This is a genomic window from Solibacillus sp. FSL W7-1472 (assembly GCF_037969775.1).
GTDB lineage: Bacteria > Bacillota > Bacilli > Bacillales_A > Planococcaceae > Solibacillus > Solibacillus silvestris.
The window spans coordinates 3,378,232-3,402,533 of the sequence record NZ_CP150208.1 but is presented as its reverse complement, the minus strand read 5'-3'; the positions used below and the strand labels follow the sequence as shown (position 1 = coordinate 3,402,533).

The following is a 24,302-nucleotide window of genomic DNA, read 5'->3' as shown; positions in this document are numbered from 1 at the left end:
TAGAGAAAGCAAAAGGTGCATCCTGTTGTTGGGATGCACCTTTATTATTGGACTAAACATTTTTACTTAGCATACGTAATCCATTTAAAATAACTAAAATTGTACTGCCTTCATGACCAATAACGCCTAGAGGAAGGCTGATTGCTTGGAAGAAGTTCGAAATGATCAGCAGAGCAATAACCGTTAATGAAAAAATAATGTTCTGTTTCACGATACGCTGCATTTTTCGCGAAAGCTTAACGGCATGGGCAATTTTAGATAAGTCGTTTTTCATTAATATTACATCCGCTGTCTCTAGTGCGACATCTGTACCGCCACCCATTGCAATACCGACGGAGGCAGTAGCAAGGGCAGGGGCATCATTGATACCGTCACCAACCATGCCGACATGGCCGGATGTTTTTTCGTATTGCTTAATATGCTCGACCTTCGTTTCCGGCAAGCACTCCGCCACATAAGTCGAAACACCAGCTTCTTTTGCAATTGCTTTTGCGGTTGTTTCATTGTCACCAGTCAGCATGGCTACATTAATACCTAGCTCTTGCAGTGCAGCTACCGCCTTTTTTGCCTCTTCCCGAACGACATCTTTAAGGGCGATAAGTGCTGCAATGCCTTGGTGATCTTTAAGAAATACAACTGTTTTACCTTCATTCGCTAATTGTTCGAGCGCTCCATCAGCAAATTGTTTTGCCAATTTTGCTCCAACAAAGTCAGGTTTTCCGATTATATAGGATTGTTCATTAAACTGCGCTTTCATTCCGTAACCAGGAATATCTTCTATGGTAATATTTTGCTCGTTGATGACACCCTGCTCTTTTGCGAATGCGTTAATCGCCTGTGCAAGGGGATGGTTTGACTGTCCTTCAATCCCTGCTATTAAAGCTAACGTCTGCTGTTTGTCTAAATCATCACGAACAATAAAATCTGTCACAACAGGTGTTCCTTGTGTTAATGTACCAGTCTTATCTACTGCCAATACGCGGATCGAGCTTAAATTTTCTAAATGCACACCGCCTTTAACAAGTATCCCGTTTCTCGCACCATTGGAAATCGCTGAAAGGGTAGCCGGCATAATAGAAGCAACTAATGCACAAGGAGAAGCAACAACAAGTAATACCATTGCGCGGTAAAGAGTTGTCGTCCAATCCCAGTCTAATAAATAGTGCGGTAAAAACATCATGAGTGCTACGGCCAATAATACTGCTTTTACATACACACTTTCAAAGCGTTCAATAAACTGTTGGGAAGGTGATTTTTCGCTTTGTGCAGATTGAACAAGTGTAATGATTTTTTGGAACAATGTTTCGGAACTAGGCTTTGTTACTTTTATAGTTAACACACTGTTTAAATTTACTGTACCGGCAAAAACTTCATTACCTGCTTTTTTCGTAATAGGCATTGATTCACCGGTAATCGCTGCCTCATCAACTGTTGAAATACCTTTATAAATTTCGCCATCTGCCGGTATACGTTCACCTGGTTTTACTAATATATGATCGTTTACCTTCAAATCTTTTACGGAAACTTTAATCGGTTCAAATCCGCCTCGTACAAGCCATGCTTCCTCTGGCTGCAGGTCCATTAATGAAGAGATTTCACGATTGTTTTTATTCATTGCATATGTTTCAAGTGCGCCGCTTAAGGCAAATATAAAGATTAATATAGCACCTTCCATCCAGTAACCGATAATAGCAGAACCAATGGCAGCAATAATCATTAAAATTTCTACATTTAAAGACTTGCTTTCTATTGTATCTTCAATACCTTCTTTTGCTTTTGCATATCCACCGATAAAGAATGCTGTTAAATATGCGATTACAGCGGCTGTCGTTTGCTCTGTTGACTCCATTCGCCACGCGAGCAAAATGATAAAGCCGGATACTAAAGCTGCAATTAATTCTTTGTGTTCTAAGATTTTCTCATTTAATGATAAGTTTTCTCGATTAGAATTAATCATAAATACCTCCTTGATAATGATTATTACTATTGATAAGGACTGATAATGAATTTCAATTAGATTAGAATTATTTCTTATTTATAATAATTATAATATAGGTCATTTATTTTGTAAATAACATACAATAGAGAATTAAAAAAAATAATGCCTACTTGACTTATAAGGATTATAGAGTAATATAATGAAGTACATTTATAAAATTGGAGGAGTATACTTTGAATTTCTACGTATTGCTTAATATTGCTTTGCTGCTTATTGTCATTGCTTTTTTATATTTCCTTAAAACAAAGCATGTTAAGTTTTCAAATCGTGTTTTTATCGCCTTAGGTTTAGGTATTATACTTGGGGTAGGATTACAATTTGCATATGGGGTAGGGTCGGATGCCATTAATGAAACTGTGCCATGGTACAACATCGTCGGAACGGGCTATGTAAAGTTACTGCAGATGATTGCAATGCCTTTAGTATTCATTTCGATATTAGCTGCATTTACAAAAGTGACATTTGGTAAAAACTTAGGTAAGTCAGCAGCGGTTATTTTATCAGTTTTAATCAGTACAACTGCTGTTGCAGCTGGTTTAGGTATTGCATCAACAGTGTTATTTGACTTAGATGCATCTCAAATTATGCAAGGTGAGGCTGAAATTGCACGTGGTGAATCATTGGTTGAACGTTCGGCAGAAGTGACACCTTTACCTGAACAGATTTTATCAATGTTTCCTGCAAATCCATTTGCGGATTTAACAGGATCTCGTGCAACATCAACAATTGGGGTTGTAATTTTCGCAGCATTTTTAGGATTTAGTTATTTAACACTCCGTCGAAAAGAAGAAGAAACGGCGGCAAATGTTAAAAAAGGTGTCGATGCACTTTACGGTTTAATCATGGGTGTTGTACGTATTATTTTACGTTTAACTCCATATGGTGTAGCTGCCATTATGGCACGTACCGTTGCAACGAGTGATTTAGGGGCGATTATGGATTTAGGTAAATTCATCCTAGCTTCTTATGTTGCACTGATCGCTATGTTCATTCTGCATTTAATCATTGTGGCATTAACAGGTTTAAGTCCATTAACTTATTTGAAAAAAACAGCTGAAGTACTGCTATTTGCATTTACTTCACGTTCAAGTGCAGGAGCATTACCGTTAAATATTCAAACGCAGACAAAGCGTCTTGGTGTTCCGGATGGCATTGCCAACTTTGCTGCTTCATTTGGTCTTTCAATCGGGCAAAATGGTTGTGCGGGTGTTTATCCGGCAATGTTGGCAGTAATGATTGCACCGACAGTAGGTATTGATCCGTTAACACCTGGCTTTATCGCAACATTAATTTTAATTGTGGCGATTAGTTCATTTGGTGTTGCAGGTGTAGGTGGTGGTGCGACATTCGCAGCCATTATCGTCTTATCTGCAATGGATTTACCGATTGCGTTAGCAGGTGTTTTAATTTCGGTAGAACCTTTAATCGACATGGGTCGTACAGCGCTTAATGTAAGCGGGTCAATGGTTTCAGGTGTCGTATCAAGCCGTGCAACAAAAGAGCTCGATACAACAATCTACAATGAACCAGCCGATACACAATTAGTTCAATAACATGAAAAAGTAAAGCAGCACAGACAAATTCTGTGCTGCTTTTTTTAACCAAACAATCGATCCCGCATAAAAAAACATGCGCTGAAAAATAGCCAAAGCATTAATGAAAGATATAGATATATATATTCAAAGGTTACGTAAGGGAGAATAATAATCACATAAATTGTATACGAAAGGGCAACAAGAAAGCTGCGTCTATACTGATATTTAGTACTCACGTGTATTTGGGCAGCTATAAATAATGCATTAATCAATATCTTAATATAGAGCATATAACACCACCTATACCTTATATAATAAAATAGTATAGCATACCAATAAAAAGAATAGTTAGAATTATATGTAATTTATAATAAGGAAATAAAAAACGACTTCAACCATTTAGGAAGAAGTCGTTTTTCATAACTATTAGAATACGCGCTCTGCATGCAATGCTAATTTATCTAAAGAAGATTTCTCTACATCAGCATGTAATGAGTTACCATGAGAGTCCATCGTTACTACTGCAGTAAAGTCTTTTACAGTTAAGTGCCACATTGCTTCTGGAATGCCGAATTCCATTAAGTCTACACCGTCAACTGACTTAATGCAGTCTGCGTAGTACTGAGCTGCACCGCCGATTGCATTTAAGTAAACGCCACCGTGTTCTTCTAAAGCTTTAAGAGTTTTTGGTCCCATACCGCCTTTACCCATAACTGCACGGATACCGAATTTTTTCATGATGTCGCCTTGGTATGGCTCCTCACGAATTGAAGTTGTTGGACCAGCAGCTTTTACGACCCAGTTGCCTGCTTCGTCTTTCGCCATTACCGGACCACAGTGGTAAATAATTTGACCATCTAAATCTACTGGCGCTTCTACATCTTCACCGATTAAGTGGTGATGGATTGCGTCACGACCTGTATACATACGGCCAGAAATTTTTACTACGTCCCCAACTTTAAGTGAACGAATTTTTTCTTCAGTAATCGGTGCAACCAATTCAACTACTTTGTTGTCCGAGTTTTCTTGTTTTTCTTCATCACGGAAAGTGATTTTTTCACCTTCTTGGTAGTGCCAGTTTGTGATTTCGCCAGTCGCCGGATCGATATCGATTGCCATACGACGGTAAGCCCAACAGTTGTAAGCTACAGATACGAAGAATGAAGCTGGTAAACGGTCCATTACACCAATTTTACAACCTAGTAATGTTGCTTCACCGCCGAAGCCCATTGTACCAACACCGAATGTATTTGATTTTTCTACAATATACTGTTCTAGTTTTGCTAAGTCTTTAATTGGATTCACATCATCAACATGACGGAATAATTGCTCTTTTGCAAGATCATAACCTGAAGAGCGGTCACCACCAATACCAACTCCGATGAAACCAGCAGAACAGCCTTGTCCTTGTGCTTGCCATACAGAATGTAAAATACATTTACGGATACCGTCTAAGTCACGACCAGCGCGGCCTAAACCTTCTAATTCTGTAGGTAAAGAATATTGGATATTTTTGTTTTCACAGCCGCCGCCTTTTAAAATAAGCTTCACTGTAATATAGTCATTTTCCCATTGCTCAAACTTTACTACTGGAAGTCCAGCGCCAATGTTTGTTCCAGAGTTTTTACCAGTCAATGAATCAACTGAATTCGGGCGTAATTTTGCATCACCAGTAGCTGCAGCAATTGCAGTGTGGATTGCTTTTTTAATTTCGATTTGGTTTACGCCAACCGGAGTATATACTTTAAATGTTGGTAGACCCGTATCTTGACAAATAGGAGATACATTATCTTCTGCCATTACAATATTTGTAGTGATTGTGTCTAAAGACATCGCTGCACGTGTACCAGCATTTTCTGCCTCTTTTGCAGCTTTAATAGCACGACGAACGTCTTTTGGTAAGTTAGTAGATGTTTCAGTTACTAAAGAATAAAGACTTTTTTCTAAAGTTTCTAAGTATGCCATCTTATTTTTCCCCCCAGAAAAATATGTGTATTTTGATCAATAAAATTGATATAAGTTAGAACAAAACTTTCACGAAGAAATGAATGTTATGTCTTTCTTAATAAACCATCTTACATTATAACTCTTTTAATGTGGAAAAAAAAGAGCGCTTACATGAATGTTTGTCAGATTAAAAGAAAAAACGGCGAATAATAGCAGAACTAGTCAAAAGAATGAAAAAAGCAATACCCAGTGTACAGGTATTGCTGAATTTTCTATTTATCTTCGCGGGATTGGAATTGATCCATTTTTTCTTCTAAATCATCCATCATTTGAATTAAGCGATCAATATCTTCAATTTCCGTCGTTTCAGGATCGATTGCATCAAGCACTTCAAGGAAAATTTCCAGGCGTTCTTTTAAATATGTTACTTGCTGTTCTTTGTTTGTAATTGGCTTCATAATGTATGATGCTCCTTTTGTATTGACTTATTAATATTATACTACGCTATTTTCTAAAAGTTAAACAACAACTTATAGTATATATCGGACTAACCTATTAAATTAACTTTAAAAAATAGGAAATTGTATAGTACTTGTTAATTATTTTAACATTCTGTTAATTTTGAATATTTACATTAATGAAGTGTTATGATAAAGTAAATTCATACTTAAATACGAAGGAGATGGTCGGAAAAAACATGTATAGACAAACTCAAGAAAAGGAGGAAGTTTAAACATTTACGGCTATTCGCCGATACGACTGTTTACGCAACGCAGAAATGGAATATAGTGATATTTAAAACCCCGGTTAACTTTTAGAGATAAAGTTAGCTGGGGTTTTTGAGTTTACTTTTATTTCTCCTAAAAGCTGTGATACGATGAATTGTATGAACTAAGGGAGAAAATTGAAATGAGTTATGAACAGCGCAGGTTTACAATTTTAGTTATTATTGTATCAATTTCAGGATTTTCGCAAGGAATGCTTTTACCTCTGATTTCGGTGATTTTTGAAGGGGATGGCGTATCCTCAACGCTCAATGGTTTGAATGCCACAGGCTTATACATAGGAACATTATTGATCTCGCCGTTTATCGAGCAGCCATTACGCAAATATGGGTATAAACCTATTATCCTATTTGGTGGGGCACTCGTTTTCATGTCACTGTTTTTATTTCCATTTTGGAAAAGTGTCATGTTTTGGTTTATACTCCGGCTGTTAATTGGCATCGGTGATCATGCACTGCATTTTTCAACACAGACTTGGATTACATCAACTACAGCTACACATAAACTCGGTAAAAGCATGTCAATATACGGCATATCTTTTGGAGTAGGCTTTGCTGTTGGCCCATTGTTTGTCCCGCTAATTAAAATATCGGAAAGCTTTCCGTTTATTATTTCGTCGGCATTATGTTTATTAGCATGGTCGTTAATCTTTTTCGTGAAAAATGAAAAGCCGGAAGCGTTGGCAGGAGATGCAAATGAATCAGGTATCAAACGTTATAGTCTAGCTATAAAATACGGATGGATTGCCTTTTTGCCACCGTTTGTTTATGGCTTTTTAGAATCGTCACTGAATGCTTTATTTCCGGTGTATGCTTTACGAAAAGATTTTGACGTAGCATTTGTATCTATTATTTTGGCTGGCTTTTCGATCGGAGCGATTGTTATGCAATTTCCGCTTGGTGCATTAGGTGATAAAATTGGTCGACATAAAGTCATTGTTTCAGGGCTCTTTGCCGGAAGCATATTTTTCTTAATAGGCAATTTCTTTGAGCATTCGGAACTGTTTGTAGCTGCTGTCTTTTTTTGTGCAGGAATGTGTGTCGGTTCGATGTTCTCACTCGGTATTACATATATGACCGATTTGACTCCGAAAGAGCTGCTGCCGACAGGGAACTTGCTTTGTGGTATATTCTTCAGTTTAGGCAGTTTAACTGGTCCGCTTTTAGGCGGTTTATATTTGGAAGTTTTCCCGAGTAGCGGATTTTTATTTGTTATTTCGGTCATGCTGCTGACAGTTGCAGTGGTCATACTCTTTTTTGGCAAATCGAAAAAAATAGCTATATAAAAAAGCAGACGTTCTCTTACTTGGAACGTCTGCTTTTTACTGAAAAGAAGACTATTGCGGTAAAAATCATTGCTAAAATTATGTAGATGAACACATTTAAATAGTTTACACCACCAAATGTAACAGCAGCTTGAAGTGAGCTTGCTGAAGTTGCTGAATTTTCATCATTGCTTTGAAAGATGAGGCCTGCAAAAGATGAAATCGCCCAATAAGAAATAATAAAAGTGATTACTACAAATAGAAAATTCTTCATATTAATACCTCCTGGCGATTACTATTTTACATGAAAAGTAAAGCAGTGGGGGGTCTTGTAAAATAATTCATATTAAAAAGTACGAAGTTTCTGGAAACTGCATTTATGCACCAGGTTATTAATTAACTCCAATAATTTATTAGATTATTAACTTCTTGTTTCACTAATCCTTATATATTGCTTCAAAAGATATACGAAACCTTTTTAATTAAAATAATTATTTCTAAAGTGTAGGTGTTTTGGCATATTATTTATTTAAGTAGAATATCTTAATTGGGGAGTGAAGAGAATTAATGAAGAGACTTTATAAATTTTTTTTCTTAACAGTACTTTCTTTGGTAATGTTCCTCACCCTACTTAAATTTATTTTTAATGATACCGAGGATAAAATACTTAAACCTCTAATTGAGCAAGGTATTCAAAAATCTGAAGAAACAATATTATTACCGAACGATAATAAAAGTTGTTTAAAAGAAACTCCTACATTTAATATCCCTAATAATGAACCAAAAAAACAAATTACTTCAAATCATGATGATTGGGTATTGATTTGGCAAGATGAATTTGAGGACAATTGTATAAATATAAACAATTGGAATATAGAAGATTTCGCAGCCGAGAAAAATAATGAACTACAATATTACACTTCTAATAACGTCAAGGTTGAAGACGGTGTCTTAAAGTTAATAAGTAAAAATGAAAGGTATAAAGGGAAGAAATATACCTCTGGTGCAGTTCACACAAAAGGGAAATTTGACTTATTGTATGGAAAAGCTGAAATGAGGGCTAAATTACCAACTGGTCAAGGGATATTCCCCGCCTTTTGGTTGATAACAGATAAGGAAAATACTTGGTTGCCGGAAATAGATATTATGGAAATGTTAGGTCACCAACCCAATGAAATCTGGATGGTTTCACATTGGCTAGGTGAAAATGGGAAGTTAAAGAGTGATTTTTCCTCCTATACAGGTGAAGACTTCTCTAAAGAATTCCATACCTTTAGTATTGAATGGGCGCCAGATACAATTTCGTGGTTTATTGATGGTATTGAAAGATTTAAATCCACTATGTATATTCCTAATGTGAATATGTATTTATACTTAAATACTGCTGTTGGCGGGAATTGGCCTGGATCTCCGGATCATACTACGGGTTTTCCGGCCATTTATGAAATTGACTATGTAAAAGTTTTTAAAAGAAATAAAGTAAATTAATTTTAATAATGTTTTTACCAAAAAACATTATTAATAGGGTTCTTTACTTTTCTTCCCACAAGAAATGCTTTTGTGAAATTGGAGGTTATAATAATGTTTTTAATTATAACAATTGGTCTTTTCTGTATTTTTATATTGTTCCATATATTATATATATTTGTACCATTGTATACTCTCCGCCAGCAAGCGTATGGTCATCCTTCAAAGGAGAAGGGGATTAGCATATTAATTCCTGCATATAACGAAGCACTTGTAATTGAAAATTGTTTGGTTGGAATTAAAAATTTAAATTATACCAATTTTGAGGTCCTATTTATAAATGATGGCTCCACTGATGACACCCTTGAAATATTCCACAAACATCTTAGACTAATTAAAACCCCCAGATTTAATTCTGGGTTACTAAATTATGGAAAGGTAAAGAAAATTTACCATTCGCAAAAGTATAACAATATCTGGATAATTGACAAAAGTAATGGTGGAAAGGCAGATGCTCTTAATGCTGGCATAGACTTTGCGATAAACGAAATTGTAATTACATTAGATGCCGATAGCATTCTCGAGGAAAATTCATTAAATGAAATGAATCGAATATTTTCAGATGATTCAGTAATTGCAGCGGGTGGATTAGTAAAAGTTGTTCAGGGTTTTAAACACAGTGATGAAAAATTAACTCCTTTCTTTAAAATACCGGGCATAATCCGCTATCAAGTAGTGCAATATTTGACAGCATTTTATTTACACAAGACTACGCAATCAAAACTAGGATCGATTACAGTGATAGCTGGAGCATTCGGTGCTTTTCAAAGAAGTATACTAAATCAAATAAAAGGTTTCAGACAAACCGTAGGTGAAGATATGGACATTACGTTGAGGATTCATGAATTAATTAGCACATGTTTGAAGAATAAACGTATTGTATTTGTTCCTGAAGCAGTTTGTTATACTGAATGCCCTTCAAGTTTCAAAAGTTTATACACCCAGCGAATCCGTTGGCAAAAAGGATTTATGGATTGCATTATAACCTATCGTAAGTCATTGTATCGAAAAATGAATTTTAAAGTATCAACCTACTTACTTTTAGACTCACTACTCCTTGGAACACTCTCGGCTTTCCCAACCCTCATGATTCCAATTCTCATATTCTTTTCTTTAAATCATATTAAATTTTTCCTTATTCTTTTTATAATTTCATTTGTATTGGTAATTATGCAGGTGATAGCTTCATTACTAGTTTCAAAAAGATTTGGTCACAGTTATAGCTTAAAAGATAAATTTTTACTGTTTTTATTTTTACCATTCGAGGTAATCTTATATCGACTTACAGAGTTATTTTTTGTTTCGATTGGAACAATTTTATACTTTTTTAAAAAGGATGGATGGAACCCTTCAGAACGTATTGGACAGCCAATAATTCTTAATACCAGAGTGGAAATTAATATTAAAGATACTCTCGGAGGTTAATGTATTGAAAAAATACATCATATCAAACTTTTTATTTACCCTCTCTTTCCTCATTATATTTACACCTTTATGTTATATACTTTACAATTACATTTTATCTTTCGATGTTCCCTTTGTAGCAGCTAAAGAATCATTAAGTAATGCTAACATTTCTTCCATTTCAATTAACCGTAATTTTTCTGATTTTGAGGAGTATGCCGACAAGGTAACAGTTTTAATGTATCATCAAATTATTCCTGAGAATCAATTAAAAAAACACCATTTCACAGAATCGGGGGACATAATTGATGAAGTCGTGACACTTGAACAATTTATTGAACAAATGAATTATTTAAAGGATGAAAATTTTACTGTTTTATCATTAAAGGAATTCGAATCTTTTATGAATAACCAGAAGAAAGTGCCAGCAAAAAGTGTGTTGATTACATTCGATGATGGATATAAGAATATATTTGAATTTGCTTATCCAATTTTACGAAATCATGGGTATAATGCTGTTAATTTTATCATTACTAGTTTAATTACAGAGAAAAATATTTTATATAACCCTCTCGATCACCAATATGCAAGCATTGAAGAATTAAAAGAAGCAGCGGATGTCTTTGATTATGAAAACCATACTCACTCCTTTCATAAGGTTTACGATAACGGAGAATCATACTTAGTATTATACGAAGTTGAAAAGGTGAAGGCTGATATTGCTAAAGCAAAGGAATGGTTAGGAAATTCAATAGCCTTTGCAGCTCCTTACGGGAATTATAATACCAATACATTAGATATATTAAGAGAGTTGGATATTAAAATGGCTTTTACCATTAAGCCTGGTTACGCTGAATCATCTCAACATATCCTTGAGATTCCTAGGCAGGGGATTTATCCATTTTATGCTTTAAAGGATTTTAAATATATTCTAGAGCAAAGCACTAACTAACTAATCCGTAAGTTAAAGTTCTTTCCCGCAACTATATGAAAGGGTAGGGCTTAGATAAGAGATTAAAGCTTAATTTCTTTAATTTTGCGCTCAATAATAAATAAAATTACTTGTAATTACGAAGGACCTATTCATAATAGGCCTTCGTGAAATCCTTACACATAGTATGGTAGTATCTAAAATAGCTAGCGGTTCGCTAATTCAATTTATGTTATTTTGCTTCCGGATCCGGTTGATGTAGACCAAATATATTATTTTCAGTATCAAGAAAATATCCTTGCCAAGCCATACCTGGCAGCGCATATTTCGGCATTGCTACTTTGCCGCCGTTTGCTAAAATCTTTGCTTCGGTTTCATCATAATTGCTTACGCCTAAAGTACATACTGCAGAGTTAACACTTTGTCCTTCTGCAGGGGAAGGTCCTTGTCGCTGCATTAAAGCACCATTAATTCCCGGATATTGATCGTCGCCAGTAATCGCTCCCAAATACGGCATGCCTGCATATTCACTATAATCCTCAAAACTCCATTCAAAAACAGCCTCATAGAAATTTTTCGCGCGTTCCATATCATCTACATGAATTTCAAAATGTATGATTCTTCCCAAAATAATCCCTCCGAAAGTATATTTGATTTAATATTGCGTTAATTGAAGTGTATATGCAAGTTTTTACCAAGAGAAAAAACCTACACAAAATTTTGTGTAGGCGTATGGAACCTATTATTTTTTTAATGTCAGTTTCACGACACATTCAACCTGTGCTGTTTGCGGGAACATATCGACTGGTTGAATATATTCAACGTTGTAACTCTTTGATAATTCCTTTAAATCACGCGCTAGTGTTGAAGGGTTACACGATGTGTAAACAAAACGCTTTGGTTTAATTTTTAATACAGTTCTAATAAAGCCTGGCTCTAAACCTGTGCGGGGTGGATCCACACAAATGACATCTGGACGGTAATCTTCTTTTGACCAGCGGAAAAGCCATTTATCTGCAGAGCCTGGGAAGAAACGTACATGCTGCAGATTATCGTTTGTACGTGCATTATACTTCGCATCAGCAATTGCTTCGTCGACATTGTCCATACCGCGGACTTCACGGGCACCTTCTGCCAGCCACATACCGATTGTTCCAACACCGCAATATGCATCGACAACATTTTCTTTCCCTGTCAGTGCTGCAGCTTTTTTAATTTCATTATATAAATGTACTGTTTGTTCAGGATTAAGCTGGAAAAATGCACGAGTTGATAAATCAAATGCAAATTCACCCAACTTTTCATGAATCGCTTCTTTTCCGTCTAAAATAAAAGTGTCAGGTCCAAATATAAGCGATGTCTTCTCACGGTTGACGTTTTGTGTAATGGAAACGATTGAAGGATCAATCTTTTTAATGCGTTCAATTAACTCTTCTTTATGCGGAAGCTCACGGCGAGTTGTTACAAGACATACTTGTGTTTCGCCAGAGCGCATACCTGTACGAACAACAATTGTTCGAACTAAGCCATTTAACGTTTTCCCATCATAAATCGGGATATTTAGTTTCTGTAAAATTTTACGAGTAGCAACTGTAATTTTTGAAGTTACAGGATGCTGTACAAGACAATCATTAATATTTAGAAGCTGGTTAGTTCCTTCAGTAAATAGACCTGCATATACACGCTTGCCTTCTTTACGTACTTGGAACTGGGATTTGTTGCGGTAATGCCAAGGATTATCCATTCCGATCGTTGGGCGGATTTCAGCAGTTTGTCCAATTTCTTTTGCGTATTTTTCGAATGCCTGTACGACGATATCACGCTTATTCATTAACTGCGCTTCATAAGTCATATGCTGTAATTGACAACCACCACATTCAGAATACACAGGGCAAGGTGCTTCTTGGCGGAATTCGCTTGCTTTACGTACTGCCAAAATTTCCGCTTCAGCAAATTTCGGGGATACTTTTGTTAATTTTACTGTTACTTCTTCCCCAGGAATCGCACCTTTTACGAATACGACATTGCGTTTATAAAAACCGACACCTTCACCATTAATGCCAAGGCGCTTTATCGTTAACGGGAACTTTTGCCCGACTTCCATTTTTAGTTCACTCAAGTTTACACGTCCTTTAAATAGAGTAACTCGCACCAAAATTTAGTGCGAGTCACTTCCTTTTCTTCATCATTTCAGTATAGCGGAAAGTACAATGAAAAGAAAGGAACGCTACTTTTTTAATACGGGGAAATTTTTTCGTATTCAAGCACCAGATCATCCAGAGAGCCAAACGTGTAACCTTGTGCTTTAGCATCTTTTATGAATTGAGGTATCGCTTCGGCATTATCCTGAGCTACCGTATGCATTAAAATAATTGCACCTGGATGTAGCTGGTTCATTAGTGCATCATAAGCATATTTTGCGCCGCGTCGTTCATCTTTTAGCCAATCTTTAAAAGCGATGGACCAGAACATATGGCGATAGCCCACTTCATTGCCGACTTTCAAAACTTCTTCATTAAAGATACCTTCTGGCGGTCGGGCATAATAAGTCCGTTTGACACCAGTCAATTCATTTAATTTATCATCAAACCGTTTCCATTCCTTCTTCATTTCTTCAGCGGACAAACGCGCCATATTCGGATGCCCATAAGAGTGGTTTCCGATAATATGGCCATCTTTAACCATCGTTTTTACTAAATCGGTCGCGCTTGTTAAATAATGACCGGTCAAGAAGAAAGTGGCCGGAGCTTTTTCTTCCCGCAAAGTATTTAAAATACTCTCGGTATAGCCATTTTCGTAGCCGTTATCGAATGTTAAGTAAACGATTTTCTTTTCTTCATTGCCTTTATAAATGGCACCGTATTTACTTAACATAGATTCAAGCGGTTCACCTATTTCTACAGGCTCGCCATTACGGCTTGGCTTGAAGCCCCAATGAAATTCCTCGGCTTTTGCAACAGACATAAAGGATATAAATGTGGCAACTAACACGAAGCTAATCCCTAAAATATGTTTTTTCAATGAAAAAGCAACCTCCTTTTACAAGGTAGGTTGCGTGAAAAGCATTGTTTTATTCATATAGATCACGAATTGCATCTTCCACAGAAATAAACTTGAATTCAAAATTTGCGTTTAACAATTTTTCGGGTAATACATGCTGCCCTTCCAGTACGAGCATACTTTTTTCACCAAGAGCGATCTTTAAAGCAATACTTGGAACCGGGAACCAATGTGGACGCTTCAATGCATGACTTATTGATTGCCCGAATTGCTTCATTCGTTTTACATTTGGTGTTGTAAAATTAATTGGCCCTGATAATGTATCGTTTTCGATTGCAAAAAGTATAGCACGTGCTACATCCTCTACATGAATCCAGCTAAGCCACTGTCTGCCTGATCCAATTGTTCCGCCAACACCAAGCTTATAAGGAAGTACCATCATCGGCAATGCACCTTCGCCTTTTTCCAAAATAACGCCAAAACGGGTTAAACAAGTGCGAATGCCTAGTTGTTGAGCCTGCATTGCTCTTTCTTCCCATTGGACTACAACGTTTCCTAAAAAATCAGATGCTTTTTCAGGAGCTTGTTCTGTATAAACAGCTTTTTCAGAAACAGGATAAATACCAACAGCACTCGCATTAATAAGTACTTTTGGTTTATCCATTAAATTTTGTAGTATACGGATGACTTCATCGGTAGATTCGATTCGGCTTGATAGTATTTTTTGTTTTTGTTCATCTGTCCATCGACCTTCATTTAGTGATACTCCGGCTAAATTTACAAATGCATCAGTATTTTCCATGAAAAGCTCGGGTGTCGAGTCATCGTTTAGCCATTGTACATAGTGGATGTTATTTTTAACTTGCTGCTCTCCACGAGTTAAAATTATGACTTCGTGACCTTTTTCAAGTAATAGCTTACTCAACCTTCTGCCAACCATTCCTGTCCCACCTGCAATTGCAACTTTCATACAAACACCGCCTTATTTCATTTCATTAGTATCAGTATACCGTTCGATGAAACTATAAGTAAAAAGATGTATACTAGAATGTACATTGTTATTGTGAGGTGTACACGGTGCAAGTGCAAATTATTACGAAAATTGGTCGACAAAAAAACAATCAAGAGCGCTACAATATTTATTTGAACGAACAGTATGCTTTTGCAGTTGATGAAGGGACACTTATTAAGTTCGGTCTGCAAAAAGGCAAAGTACTTGAGCAGATGGAAATAGATGAAATACAATATGAAGATGAAATTGCAAAAGCGTTTAACAAAGCGCTCAATTTTCTTAGCTTCCAAATGCGCAGTGAACATGAAGTGAAGTCCAAGCTCCTGAAAGCAGGGCATGGGGAAGCAGTTGTACAAGAAGCTATTCATAAATTAACGGGCTTAGGTTTTTTAAATGATGAAAGCTATTCCAAAGCACTGCTTGAAACGAGAAAGCGTACGACAAAAAAAGGACCGGCTGCAATTCGGCAAGACCTGATGCAAAAAGGGATTGATAAAAATTTGCAACAGAAAGTATTGGCGACATATGATCATGAGGAGCAATTAAAGCTTGCAATGGAACTGGCGGAAAAAGCTGTGCGTTCCAATACAAATAAAACTCCGACACAAGTGAAGCAGAAAATTCAGGATGTGCTGTTGCGTAAAGGGTATTCCTATGAGATTGTTAAAGAAATACTCGAACAGATTACATTAGACCGTGACGAAGATGAATGGTCCGAATTAATAGAAGCTCAAGGTGATAAAATTTGGCGCAAATATGCAGCTAAATTAACAGGATCTGATCTTCGGCAAAAAGTAAAACAGGCGCTTTATCAAAAGGGCTTTCCGATAGAGAAAATTAATGAATATATTGAACAGAAGGAGCAACAACAAAATGAATGAATTAACATATAGTGCAATGTCTGAACCGGAATTACGTCAGGAAATTGCGAATTTACGTGAACGTGCGAGAAAAGCAGAGCAATTGGGGATTGTTAATGAATATGCAGTTTATGAGCGTAAAGCATTACTGGCAGAGGCATATTTAGTTGATCTTTCAACAATTATTCCACGCGAAATCTATCGTCTAAATGGATCGCCGGGTGAGTTTTTCCAAGTAGATTATTTAAAAGGTCGCTTTGCATGGGGACACCGATTAGGTTCGGAACGTTTTGAAGAAGCATTACCTGTTTCTATTTTACGTCCGATGAAGGAAGGGAAGTAGCATGGAAGAGTTATACCAAAGACTAACAGAACAATTACTAGCGAAAAACCCTAAATTACCGGCAGGTCGTGCCCGAACGTGGGTGGAATTATTATGCAGCGATTTCGAGTCTACATCTGCCAAGGCTGGGGCGGATTACCGCGGTGCCGAATATACAGCTAAATTAGTGAGTCAGTTAATTGAAAGCTATGGGGATAAGCTTCATTTATTTGCGGCCCAAAATCCGAAATATGCGCATTTATTAAATGACAGTGATGATACGTTAAATTAAAACCAGTCAGCTTTAGTGTAATTGTTTTATTTACAGCTGATTCCAATATAAAACCACCAGTTGTGGCTGGTGGTTTTACGTCATTTTATTTAGTCATTGCCGGCCCCTATTTGCAGTCGTTTCTGCAATTTTTCTTCTGTAAAAATCCAGCCGGTATAAGAATTGACAATGTTAAGCTCTTCATCTAAATGGGCGACTGCAACGAATGGATAGCGATCATTACTTCGGTAGCGTAAATCGATTAAACGCAGTTCTGTCACGCCGCTTTCAAGCTCTGAAATTTCCCACCGGTAAAGTGGTGAAAACGATAAAAAGGCATCTAAATTTGGATCTTTTAACGCTTTTTCAACGAGTTCTGTTTTTGGGATAGGTTCAATCTCGAACTTATCGTAAATATTGACAGATCTGCGATAGGCACGGCCAACATAGAAATGCGTTTTCGATTTAGCGGCAACTTTCCAATGGAAAAAGCGCATTGTCGGAGCGACAATTACAAACTCTTCGTCCTGCAATTCATGATGGACAGCAGTTTTAACCGCCTTTTGAAGAGCAAAACGTAAAATATAATAGAAGAAAATAACGATATACATGACCGTAAATGTGAGGACGGGTTCTGTCCCTAATAACCAAAGTAAAATACCAATACAGTGCATCGTAAATATTAATGGATCGAATGTATTAATAACACCGAGTGCAACCCACTTTTTTGAAAAAGGGCGCAATGCCTGTGTGCCGTATGCATTAAAAATATCTACAAAAACATGTAAAAATACGGCGATTTGAGTCCATAGCCAAACATTGAACAGATGGACATCAGGTAAAATAAGGGCGAGAACACCTGTTATTAATAGAGGCCATAGTAAAACGGCTGGTATTGAATGTGTAATCCCTCGGTGATGGCGTATATAAACCGCATTATTACGAAGTTTTAAAACCGTATCAATATCCGGTGCCTGTTGTCCGATAATCGTTCCTGCCATTACAGCCGTAAAGGTCATAGAATGACTTGCGACAGTCGGGTCTACAAGTGCTAGGCCTCCAATAGCAATCCCCATGACGAAATGTGTGCCAGAATCCAAATGTATCAACCCCTCGATCTTAAAACCGTTCGAGAACGGAAAAATTTAGCAATCGTATCCACATTATAATATACCCTTTTTTAAGGAAATAAAATCGAATTTTTGGAGGACAATGTGAACTATCAATATACAAAACAGTTTCGCCAAGCATTAGTGCAATGGTTTTTGGAAGAGCAACGAGATTTGCCTTGGCGTCGTACGAAAGAACCCTATCAAATTTGGGTGTCTGAAGTCATGCTGCAGCAAACAAGAGTTGATACAGTCATCCCATATTACAACCGTTTTATCGAAAAATACCCGACAGCGGAAAGCTTAGCCTATTCACCGGAAGAAGAGCTGCTTAAAATGTGGGAAGGTCTAGGGTATTATTCCCGTGTACGTAATTTACAAGCAGGTGTCCGAGAAGTAGTCGAGGTGTACGGCGGAAAAGTGCCGGATAACCGCGTTGATATTTCAAAGCTAAAAGGTGTTGGACCATATACTGCAGGTGCAATATTAAGTATTGCTTACGGGAAGCCGGAGCATGCTGTAGATGGAAATGTCATGCGTGTTTTAAGTCGCGTATTAAATATTGATGCCGATATCGCTTTGCCAAAAACAAAGAAAATTTTTGAACAAGCGGTAACAGAGCTGATTGATCCTGAAAATGCATCTGCATTTAATCAAGGACTGATGGAGCTAGGTGCGTTAATTTGTACACCAACTTCACCAAAATGCTTATTATGCCCAGTGCGTGATTACTGCACGGCATTCCATGAAGGTGATCCATCCAGCTTACCGGTTAAATCCAAAAAGCTAAAAACAAAAAATATCGAATATGATGTTTATATTATCCGTGATCAGCAAGGACGTTTTTTAATGGAAAAACGACCGCAAGCAGGTCTGCTCGCGAATATGTGGCAGTTTATTATGATTGAACGCCAGGCAGATGAAAATAGTTTAACCAAAGTGGAAAAACAATATAACGTTACTTTGGAGCACAATTCTAAGGAAACAATTTTAAGTTTCAGCCATGTTTTTTCTCACTTGAAATGGCATATTGACAGCTATTTGGTCGATGCAGTTGAAACGAATGCAAATCCGGAAAATACAGCATACTTTACAAAAGAGCAAATTGCCAATTTACCAATGCCTGTGCCGATGTTAAAAATATGGGGGAAAATAAATGCATAATTAATTTGCCACCAGACCACAATAATGGTCATGGAGGTGACAAAAAATGAGTCGCAATGAACAAAACCGCAACAAACAACAAAACCAAAACCAACGTAACAACCAACAAAACAACCGTGAAGAGTTTGGTCAAGACCTAAACTTCAACGATTTCAACCAGCAAAACCAAAATCAAAACCAGAATAACCGTCAAAACAATAACCGACAAAACAACCTTGAAGAATTCGGCCAAGACGAAAATTTCAACGAGGTTCAACAACAAAACCAAAAACAACAACGTGAACAAGAGCAGCGTAACGCACAATTCGCGAAACGTAACAATAACAACTTCTAATGAAGTGTAGAAAGATGTTCTGAAAGTGCAAACTTTCAGAGCATCTTTTTTTGTTTTAAAATGAAAGAGCGGGGAAGTTATAAAAGAAGTGTCACATACTACTAATTAATTCTTTGTTTAAAACGTGCAACATTAAGGCATCGTAATAATTTTCACGCAAAATTGAAAATAATTGTATTCGAACTACAAGTTTTGCCAAAGCATTGTTATAATACAATAAAGACTGCTAGAATTTTTAGCTGAGACGAAAAGGTGGGCTTTATGATGGCATTACCGGTTGAAGGAGAAAAAATCCAAATACATAGTTATAAGCACAATGGTAATATCCACCGTGTCTGGCAAGAAACGATGGTATTAAAAGCAACGAAAAATATTATTATCGGTGCGAATGAAAAAACACTTGTTACGGAATCAGATGGTCGCACTTGGCTGACACGTGAGCCCTCGATTTGTTACTTTCATGCAGAGCATTGGTTCAATATTATTTGTATGCTGCGGGACGACGGCGTGTACTACTATTGCAACATCAGTTCACCGTTTGTGTTTGATAACAATTGCTTAAAATATATTGACTATGATTTGGACGTAAAGGTGTTTCCTGATATGAGTCATGCATTACTGGATGAAGATGAATATGAGCAGCACAGGTTGGAAATGAATTATCCCGAAGTCATAGATAAAATTTTACAGCGTAATGTTAAAACATTGGTAAGCTGGATTGAACAACGCCGTGGACCATTCGCTCAGGATTTCATAGAGTCTTGGACGAATCGTTATATCTTATTGAGTGAAATTCAGGCAAATAAAGAGTAGTGGGACACAAGCAGCTTTTTAGGTTGCTTGTGTTTTTCTTTTGGGTAAAGTACATGTGTAAATGTTAAATGGGGAATTATGATATGATAATTGCTGTTGCAAAATTTCTGAGGGGAAGTGTTTTTTGCATTGGATAGTATTAAACGTTATATGCGGTTCGTAAAGCCGTATAAAATGCTTTTATTTTTAACAATCGTAATCGGCATACTAAAATTTGCCATTCCGTTATTTTTACCGTGGCTCCTGCAAATAATTATCGATGATATATTGTTGAACGATGGTATGTCTACTGAGGAGAAGACAAAGCAATTATTTACATGGATCGGAATTGCACTTGTACTGTTTTTTGTTATTCGTCCACCAATCGAATATTACCGCCAATACTTTGCACAAAACTTGAGTAACAATATTTTATTTGATATACGTAAAGAATTGTATGGGCACTTGCAAAAATTAAGCTTAAAGTATTATGCGAATACCCGAGCTGGAGAGGTGATTTCGCGTGTCATCAATGATGTTGAGCAGACGAAGAACTTTGTTATGACAGGATTGATGAACTTATGGCTGGATTTAGCGACGATTTTAATCGTGATTGCCGTCATGTTTGCGATGGATGTGAAGCTGACGCTTGTTTCGCTTATTGCTCTGCCATTTTACGCATTTAGTGTAAAGTATTTCTTCGGACGACTACGAAGTTTAACGAAGGAACGGTCACAGGCTCTGGCTGGTGTTCAAAGTTATCTGCACGAACGTGTTGCCGGTATGAGCATTATTAAAAGTTTTACATTGGAAAAGCATGAGCAGAAAATTTTCGATGAAACGAATGGAGAATTTCTTAATAAAGCATTGGACCATTCACGCTGGAACGCCAAATCTTTTGCTGTAGTTAATACTATTACGGATATGGCGCCGCTGATCGTAATTGGCTATGCAGGTTATCAATTTTTACAAGGTGACTTATCCATCGGTGTACTTGTTGCATTTTATGCCTATATTGAACGCCTGTATGGACCGCTTCGCCGATTGGTAAGCTCATCGACAACATTGACTCAGTCAATTGCGTCAATGGACCGCATGTTTGAACTGATGGACGAGAAATATGAAGTTCAAAACAAGCCTGACGCAATGGTGTTACCCGCAGCAAAAGGGAAACTTCAATTTGACCGAGTTACATTCAAGTATGATAAAGATGGAAACACAATTTTAAATGAAGTTGATTTCACGATTGAACCTGGACAAACTGTCGCCTTTGTAGGTATGAGCGGCGGGGGGAAATCGACAATCGTCAGCTTAATTCCGCGCTTCTATGATGTGACGGAGGGAGCGGTGAAAATTGATGATCTAAACGTTAAAGATGTTACGATTGAATCATTACGCTCGCAAATCGGGATAGTATTACAGGATAATATTTTGTTTAGCGATTCAGTGAAGCAGAATATTTTAATGGGGAATCCGCATGCGACGGATGAGGAAATAGTTGCTGCTGCCAAAGCGGCGAATGCCCATGACTTTATTATGGGTTTACCGGAAGGCTATGACACGAAAGTGGGAGAACGTGGTGTTAAACTTTCAGGCGGGCAGAAGCAGCGTGTGGCAATCGCACGAGTATTTCTTAAAAATCCCCCAATTCTTGTATTGGATGAGGCGACTTCTGCACTTGACCTGGAAAGTGAAGCACTTATCCAAGACTCGCTTGACCGTTTAGCACATGAGCGGACGACGATCATTATTGCTCACCGACTGTCCACAATTACCCATGCCGACAACATTTTCGTTATCGATCACGGAGAAGTTGTAGAATCAGGGACTCATCAACGACTAATGGAGCAACAAGGAGCATATTATAACTTATTCCAAGTACAAAAATTAGATTAAATTTGAGTGACTATGTTGAAAAAAAATCAGCATGGTCACTTTTTTTATGTATATTTTAAAATACATTTTTTTACGATAATGTTGTAAATTAGTAGAAGTTATAATATCATATTTTCAAATACTTTTAATCTTCAGAAAACTGAGGTGTTTAAATGAGTCGAAAAGCTGTGCTTGAAGTGAGAGAGTTAGAAACGACATTTTTTTCAGACAGTGGAAAGGTTGCAGCTGTCGATCGGATAAGCTTTTCAATTCATGAAGGGGAAATTCTCGCTATCGTAGGGGAATCTGGCTGTGGTAAAAGTGTTACTTCCCTCTCTATTATGGGGCTGGTACCGAGTCCTCCCGGAAAAATAACAAATGGAGAAATTTTATTGAAAGGGCAAGACATTTCGAAGCTTTCAGATAAGCAAATGCGCAAAATTCGAGGCAATGAAATCGCGATGATCTTCCAGGAACCGATGACTTCGCTAAATCCTTTGTTTACAATCGGGAACCAATTGATCGAAGCAATCCGAATCCACCATCCAAAATGGTCGAAAAAAGAAGCAAGTGCACGAGCGGTGGAAATCATGAAGTTGGTCGGCTTGCCGCGCGCAGAACAGTTGCTTAAAGATTATCCTCATCAGCTATCAGGAGGAATGCGGCAACGTGTAATGATTGCAATGGCCCTTGTATGTAATCCAAAAGTGCTTATCGCCGATGAACCGACAACAGCCCTCGATGTTACAATCCAAGCCCAAATATTAAAGTTAATGCGGGATTTAAATGAAAGGCTGAACACTGCTGTTTTACTCATTACACATGATTTAGGTGTTGTTGCGGAAACCTGTGAGCGCGTCATTGTCATGTACGCTGGACAAATCGTTGAAGAAGCGCCGGTCAATGAAATATTTAAAAACCCGCAGCATCCTTATACGAAAGGACTCATCCAGTCTGTACCCGATATGCGTTATAAAAAGGATACGCTTTATTCAATTCCTGGGAATGTTCCGAAACCGGGCTCCATTTTGGAAGGCTGCCGTTTTGCAGCACGATGTGAATACGCATTTGACCGTTGTTTAACAAATAACCCTCCGCTATATGAATCATCCGGTACACATAAAGCAAGATGTTTCTTATTGGATATGGAGGAAGGGGGAGTTACACATGTCGAAAGTGCTGCTGAAAGTTGACAACTTAAAAAAATATTTCCCAATTCGACATGGGATTTTTTCACGCCATGTCGGTGATGTAAAGGCGGTCGATGATATATCGTTTGAGCTTTATGAAGGAGAAACATTAGGCATTGTCGGAGAATCCGGCTGCGGGAAATCTACTACTGGCCGGGCGATTATGCGATTGCATGAACCTACAGATGGCCAGGTGACATTTGATGGCGTTGAGCTCACGGAGTTAACCAGCGAGCAAATGCGAAAAGTTCGACGAGAGATTCAAATGGTATTTCAGGACCCGTATGCCTCATTAAATCCAAGACATACAGTTGAAAAAATTTTAGAGGAACCGTTAATTGTCCACGGAATTGGGAATGCGAAGGAACGAAAAAAGAAAGTCCATGAATACTTGGAAATCGTCGGTTTAAGCTCCTATCATGCGAAGCGTTATCCTCACCAGTTTAGCGGCGGACAAAGACAGCGAATCGGTATCGCTAGAGCCTTAATGACTAATCCGAAACTGATTATTGCAGATGAACCGGTATCTGCACTGGACGTATCCATTCAGGCACAAGTTTTAAATTTAATGCAGCGATTGCAGGAAGATTTGAAACTGACATATATATTTATTGCCCATGATTTAGGGGTTGTGCGACATATTAGTGACCGAGTAGGCGTGATGTACTTAGGGAGGCTTGTCGAAATTGCGGAAAGCGAATCGTTATATCATGAGCCATTACATCCTTATACACAGGCACTATTATCGGCTGTACCAATTCCGGATCCGCAGTTTGAACGGGAACAGCTATTGCTGAAAGGTGATATACCGAGCCCGTCAAATCCGCCGACAGGATGCACATTCCATACACGCTGTCCTTTTGCGATGGATAAGTGCAAACAAGAAATTCCGATGCTCCAGCAAGTTAAACCAGGTCATTCTGTTGCGTGTCATTTATATGAAACGCCGCAATGATAATAGATTAAAAAGTCTAGGGGGTT

23 protein-coding genes are annotated in these 24,302 nt (G+C 37.5%); 14 read left to right on the top strand and 9 right to left on the bottom strand.

The features are described from left to right. Positions 1 to 52: 52 nt before the first annotated feature. Complete coding sequence (locus MKY07_RS17060; protein ID WP_008405706.1) at positions 53 to 1,957, bottom strand: heavy metal translocating P-type ATPase; 1,905 nt, start codon at positions 1,955 to 1,957, stop codon at positions 53 to 55. A gap of 215 nt (positions 1,958 to 2,172) precedes the next feature. On the opposite strand from MKY07_RS17060, the gene MKY07_RS17055 reads away from it, so the two are divergent. After that, positions 2,173 to 3,552 (top strand): L-cystine transporter, encoded by a 1,380-nt coding sequence (locus MKY07_RS17055; protein ID WP_065217578.1) that lies wholly within the window; start codon positions 2,173 to 2,175, stop codon positions 3,550 to 3,552. Positions 3,553 to 3,960: 408 nt separating this feature from the next. Here the strand turns inward: MKY07_RS17055 and MKY07_RS17050 are convergent, their stop codons facing one another. Both MKY07_RS17050 and MKY07_RS17045 read right to left on the bottom strand, forming a co-directional pair. Next, the gene (locus tag MKY07_RS17050) at positions 3,961 to 5,499 is read right to left on the bottom strand and encodes a fumarate hydratase (protein WP_339263230.1); all 1,539 of its coding nucleotides are present in this window, start codon (positions 5,497 to 5,499) and stop codon (positions 3,961 to 3,963) included. Positions 5,500 to 5,753: 254 nt separating this feature from the next. After that, the gene (locus MKY07_RS17045) at positions 5,754 to 5,942 is read right to left on the bottom strand and encodes an SE1561 family protein (RefSeq protein ID WP_173364527.1); all 189 of its coding nucleotides are present in this window, start codon (positions 5,940 to 5,942) and stop codon (positions 5,754 to 5,756) included. A 448-nt stretch (positions 5,943 to 6,390) separates the two neighbouring features. On the opposite strand from MKY07_RS17045, the gene MKY07_RS17040 reads away from it, so the two are divergent. Then, positions 6,391 to 7,551 (top strand): MFS transporter, encoded by a 1,161-nt coding sequence (locus tag MKY07_RS17040; protein WP_339263229.1) that lies wholly within the window; start codon positions 6,391 to 6,393, stop codon positions 7,549 to 7,551. 16 nt (positions 7,552 to 7,567) lie between these two features. Here MKY07_RS17040 and MKY07_RS17035 read toward each other — a convergent pair whose 3' ends face one another. Then, complete coding sequence (locus MKY07_RS17035) at positions 7,568 to 7,804, bottom strand: carboxypeptidase (RefSeq protein WP_014822704.1); 237 nt, start codon at positions 7,802 to 7,804, stop codon at positions 7,568 to 7,570. Between the two features lie 293 nt (positions 7,805 to 8,097). Here MKY07_RS17035 and MKY07_RS17030 point away from each other — a divergent pair, with 293 nt between their 5' ends. The 3 genes from MKY07_RS17030 (at position 8,098) to MKY07_RS17020 (ending at position 11,413) form a co-directional block, all read left to right on the top strand. Beyond that, entirely contained in the window at positions 8,098 to 9,018 is a 921-nt protein-coding gene (locus MKY07_RS17030) for a glycoside hydrolase family 16 protein (protein WP_339263228.1), read from the top strand. Positions 9,019 to 9,111: 93 nt separating this feature from the next. Continuing rightward, entirely contained in the window at positions 9,112 to 10,482 is a 1,371-nt protein-coding gene (locus MKY07_RS17025; RefSeq protein WP_339263227.1) for a glycosyltransferase family 2 protein, read from the top strand. A 4-nt stretch (positions 10,483 to 10,486) separates the two neighbouring features. Then, positions 10,487 to 11,413, top strand: a complete 927-nt coding sequence (locus tag MKY07_RS17020) for a polysaccharide deacetylase family protein (protein ID WP_339263226.1) — start codon at positions 10,487 to 10,489, stop codon at positions 11,411 to 11,413. 211 nt (positions 11,414 to 11,624) lie between these two features. On the opposite strand, the gene MKY07_RS17015 is transcribed toward MKY07_RS17020, so the two are convergent. From MKY07_RS17015 to MKY07_RS17000, 4 genes are all read right to left on the bottom strand, one after another. After that, complete coding sequence (locus MKY07_RS17015) at positions 11,625 to 12,020, bottom strand: VOC family protein (protein ID WP_014822708.1); 396 nt, start codon at positions 12,018 to 12,020, stop codon at positions 11,625 to 11,627. 114 nt (positions 12,021 to 12,134) lie between these two features. Further along, the gene (rlmD, locus tag MKY07_RS17010; protein ID WP_339264666.1) at positions 12,135 to 13,496 is read right to left on the bottom strand and encodes a 23S rRNA (uracil(1939)-C(5))-methyltransferase RlmD; all 1,362 of its coding nucleotides are present in this window, start codon (positions 13,494 to 13,496) and stop codon (positions 12,135 to 12,137) included. 131 nt (positions 13,497 to 13,627) lie between these two features. Beyond that, complete coding sequence (locus tag MKY07_RS17005) at positions 13,628 to 14,413, bottom strand: polysaccharide deacetylase family protein (RefSeq protein ID WP_014822710.1); 786 nt, start codon at positions 14,411 to 14,413, stop codon at positions 13,628 to 13,630. 49 nt (positions 14,414 to 14,462) lie between these two features. Further along, positions 14,463 to 15,362 (bottom strand): TIGR01777 family oxidoreductase, encoded by a 900-nt coding sequence (locus MKY07_RS17000; RefSeq protein ID WP_014822711.1) that lies wholly within the window; start codon positions 15,360 to 15,362, stop codon positions 14,463 to 14,465. 107 nt (positions 15,363 to 15,469) lie between these two features. On the opposite strand from MKY07_RS17000, the gene recX reads away from it, so the two are divergent. The 3 genes from recX to MKY07_RS16985 are packed head-to-tail and all read left to right on the top strand — an operon-like array spanning position 15,470 to position 16,878. Next, positions 15,470 to 16,285 carry a recombination regulator RecX gene (gene recX / locus MKY07_RS16995; protein ID WP_008405718.1) on the top strand — a complete coding sequence of 272 codons (816 nt, stop codon included), beginning with the start codon at positions 15,470 to 15,472 and terminating at the stop codon, positions 16,283 to 16,285. Then, entirely contained in the window at positions 16,278 to 16,607 is a 330-nt protein-coding gene (locus MKY07_RS16990; protein ID WP_339263225.1) for a YfhH family protein, read from the top strand. The genes recX and MKY07_RS16990 overlap by 8 nt, the downstream gene beginning before the upstream one ends. A gap of 1 nt (position 16,608) precedes the next feature. Further along, on the top strand, positions 16,609 to 16,878 hold the full coding sequence (locus tag MKY07_RS16985; protein ID WP_008405720.1) for a YfhJ family protein: 270 nt from the start codon (positions 16,609 to 16,611) through the stop codon (positions 16,876 to 16,878). Between the two features lie 89 nt (positions 16,879 to 16,967). On the opposite strand, the gene MKY07_RS16980 is transcribed toward MKY07_RS16985, so the two are convergent. After that, entirely contained in the window at positions 16,968 to 17,957 is a 990-nt protein-coding gene (locus MKY07_RS16980) for a metal-dependent hydrolase (RefSeq protein ID WP_014822712.1), read from the bottom strand. A gap of 114 nt (positions 17,958 to 18,071) precedes the next feature. On the opposite strand from MKY07_RS16980, the gene mutY reads away from it, so the two are divergent. The 6 genes from mutY (at position 18,072) to MKY07_RS16950 (ending at position 24,276) form a co-directional block, all read left to right on the top strand. Beyond that, positions 18,072 to 19,130, top strand: coding sequence for an A/G-specific adenine glycosylase (gene mutY, locus MKY07_RS16975; RefSeq protein WP_339263224.1), 1,059 nt, complete (start codon positions 18,072 to 18,074; stop codon positions 19,128 to 19,130). A 46-nt stretch (positions 19,131 to 19,176) separates the two neighbouring features. Next, complete coding sequence (locus MKY07_RS16970) at positions 19,177 to 19,464, top strand: hypothetical protein (protein ID WP_008405726.1); 288 nt, start codon at positions 19,177 to 19,179, stop codon at positions 19,462 to 19,464. Between the two features lie 264 nt (positions 19,465 to 19,728). Continuing rightward, positions 19,729 to 20,277 (top strand): DUF402 domain-containing protein, encoded by a 549-nt coding sequence (locus tag MKY07_RS16965; protein WP_014822714.1) that lies wholly within the window; start codon positions 19,729 to 19,731, stop codon positions 20,275 to 20,277. Between the two features lie 150 nt (positions 20,278 to 20,427). Continuing rightward, positions 20,428 to 22,152 carry an ABC transporter ATP-binding protein gene (locus MKY07_RS16960; protein ID WP_339264665.1) on the top strand — a complete coding sequence of 575 codons (1,725 nt, stop codon included), beginning with the start codon at positions 20,428 to 20,430 and terminating at the stop codon, positions 22,150 to 22,152. A 152-nt stretch (positions 22,153 to 22,304) separates the two neighbouring features. Beyond that, positions 22,305 to 23,324 carry an ABC transporter ATP-binding protein gene (locus MKY07_RS16955; protein ID WP_008405730.1) on the top strand — a complete coding sequence of 340 codons (1,020 nt, stop codon included), beginning with the start codon at positions 22,305 to 22,307 and terminating at the stop codon, positions 23,322 to 23,324. Then, on the top strand, positions 23,299 to 24,276 hold the full coding sequence (locus MKY07_RS16950) for a dipeptide ABC transporter ATP-binding protein (RefSeq protein WP_014822717.1): 978 nt from the start codon (positions 23,299 to 23,301) through the stop codon (positions 24,274 to 24,276). Before MKY07_RS16955 ends, MKY07_RS16950 begins: the two co-directional genes overlap by 26 nt. Positions 24,277 to 24,302: the final 26 nt, after the last annotated feature.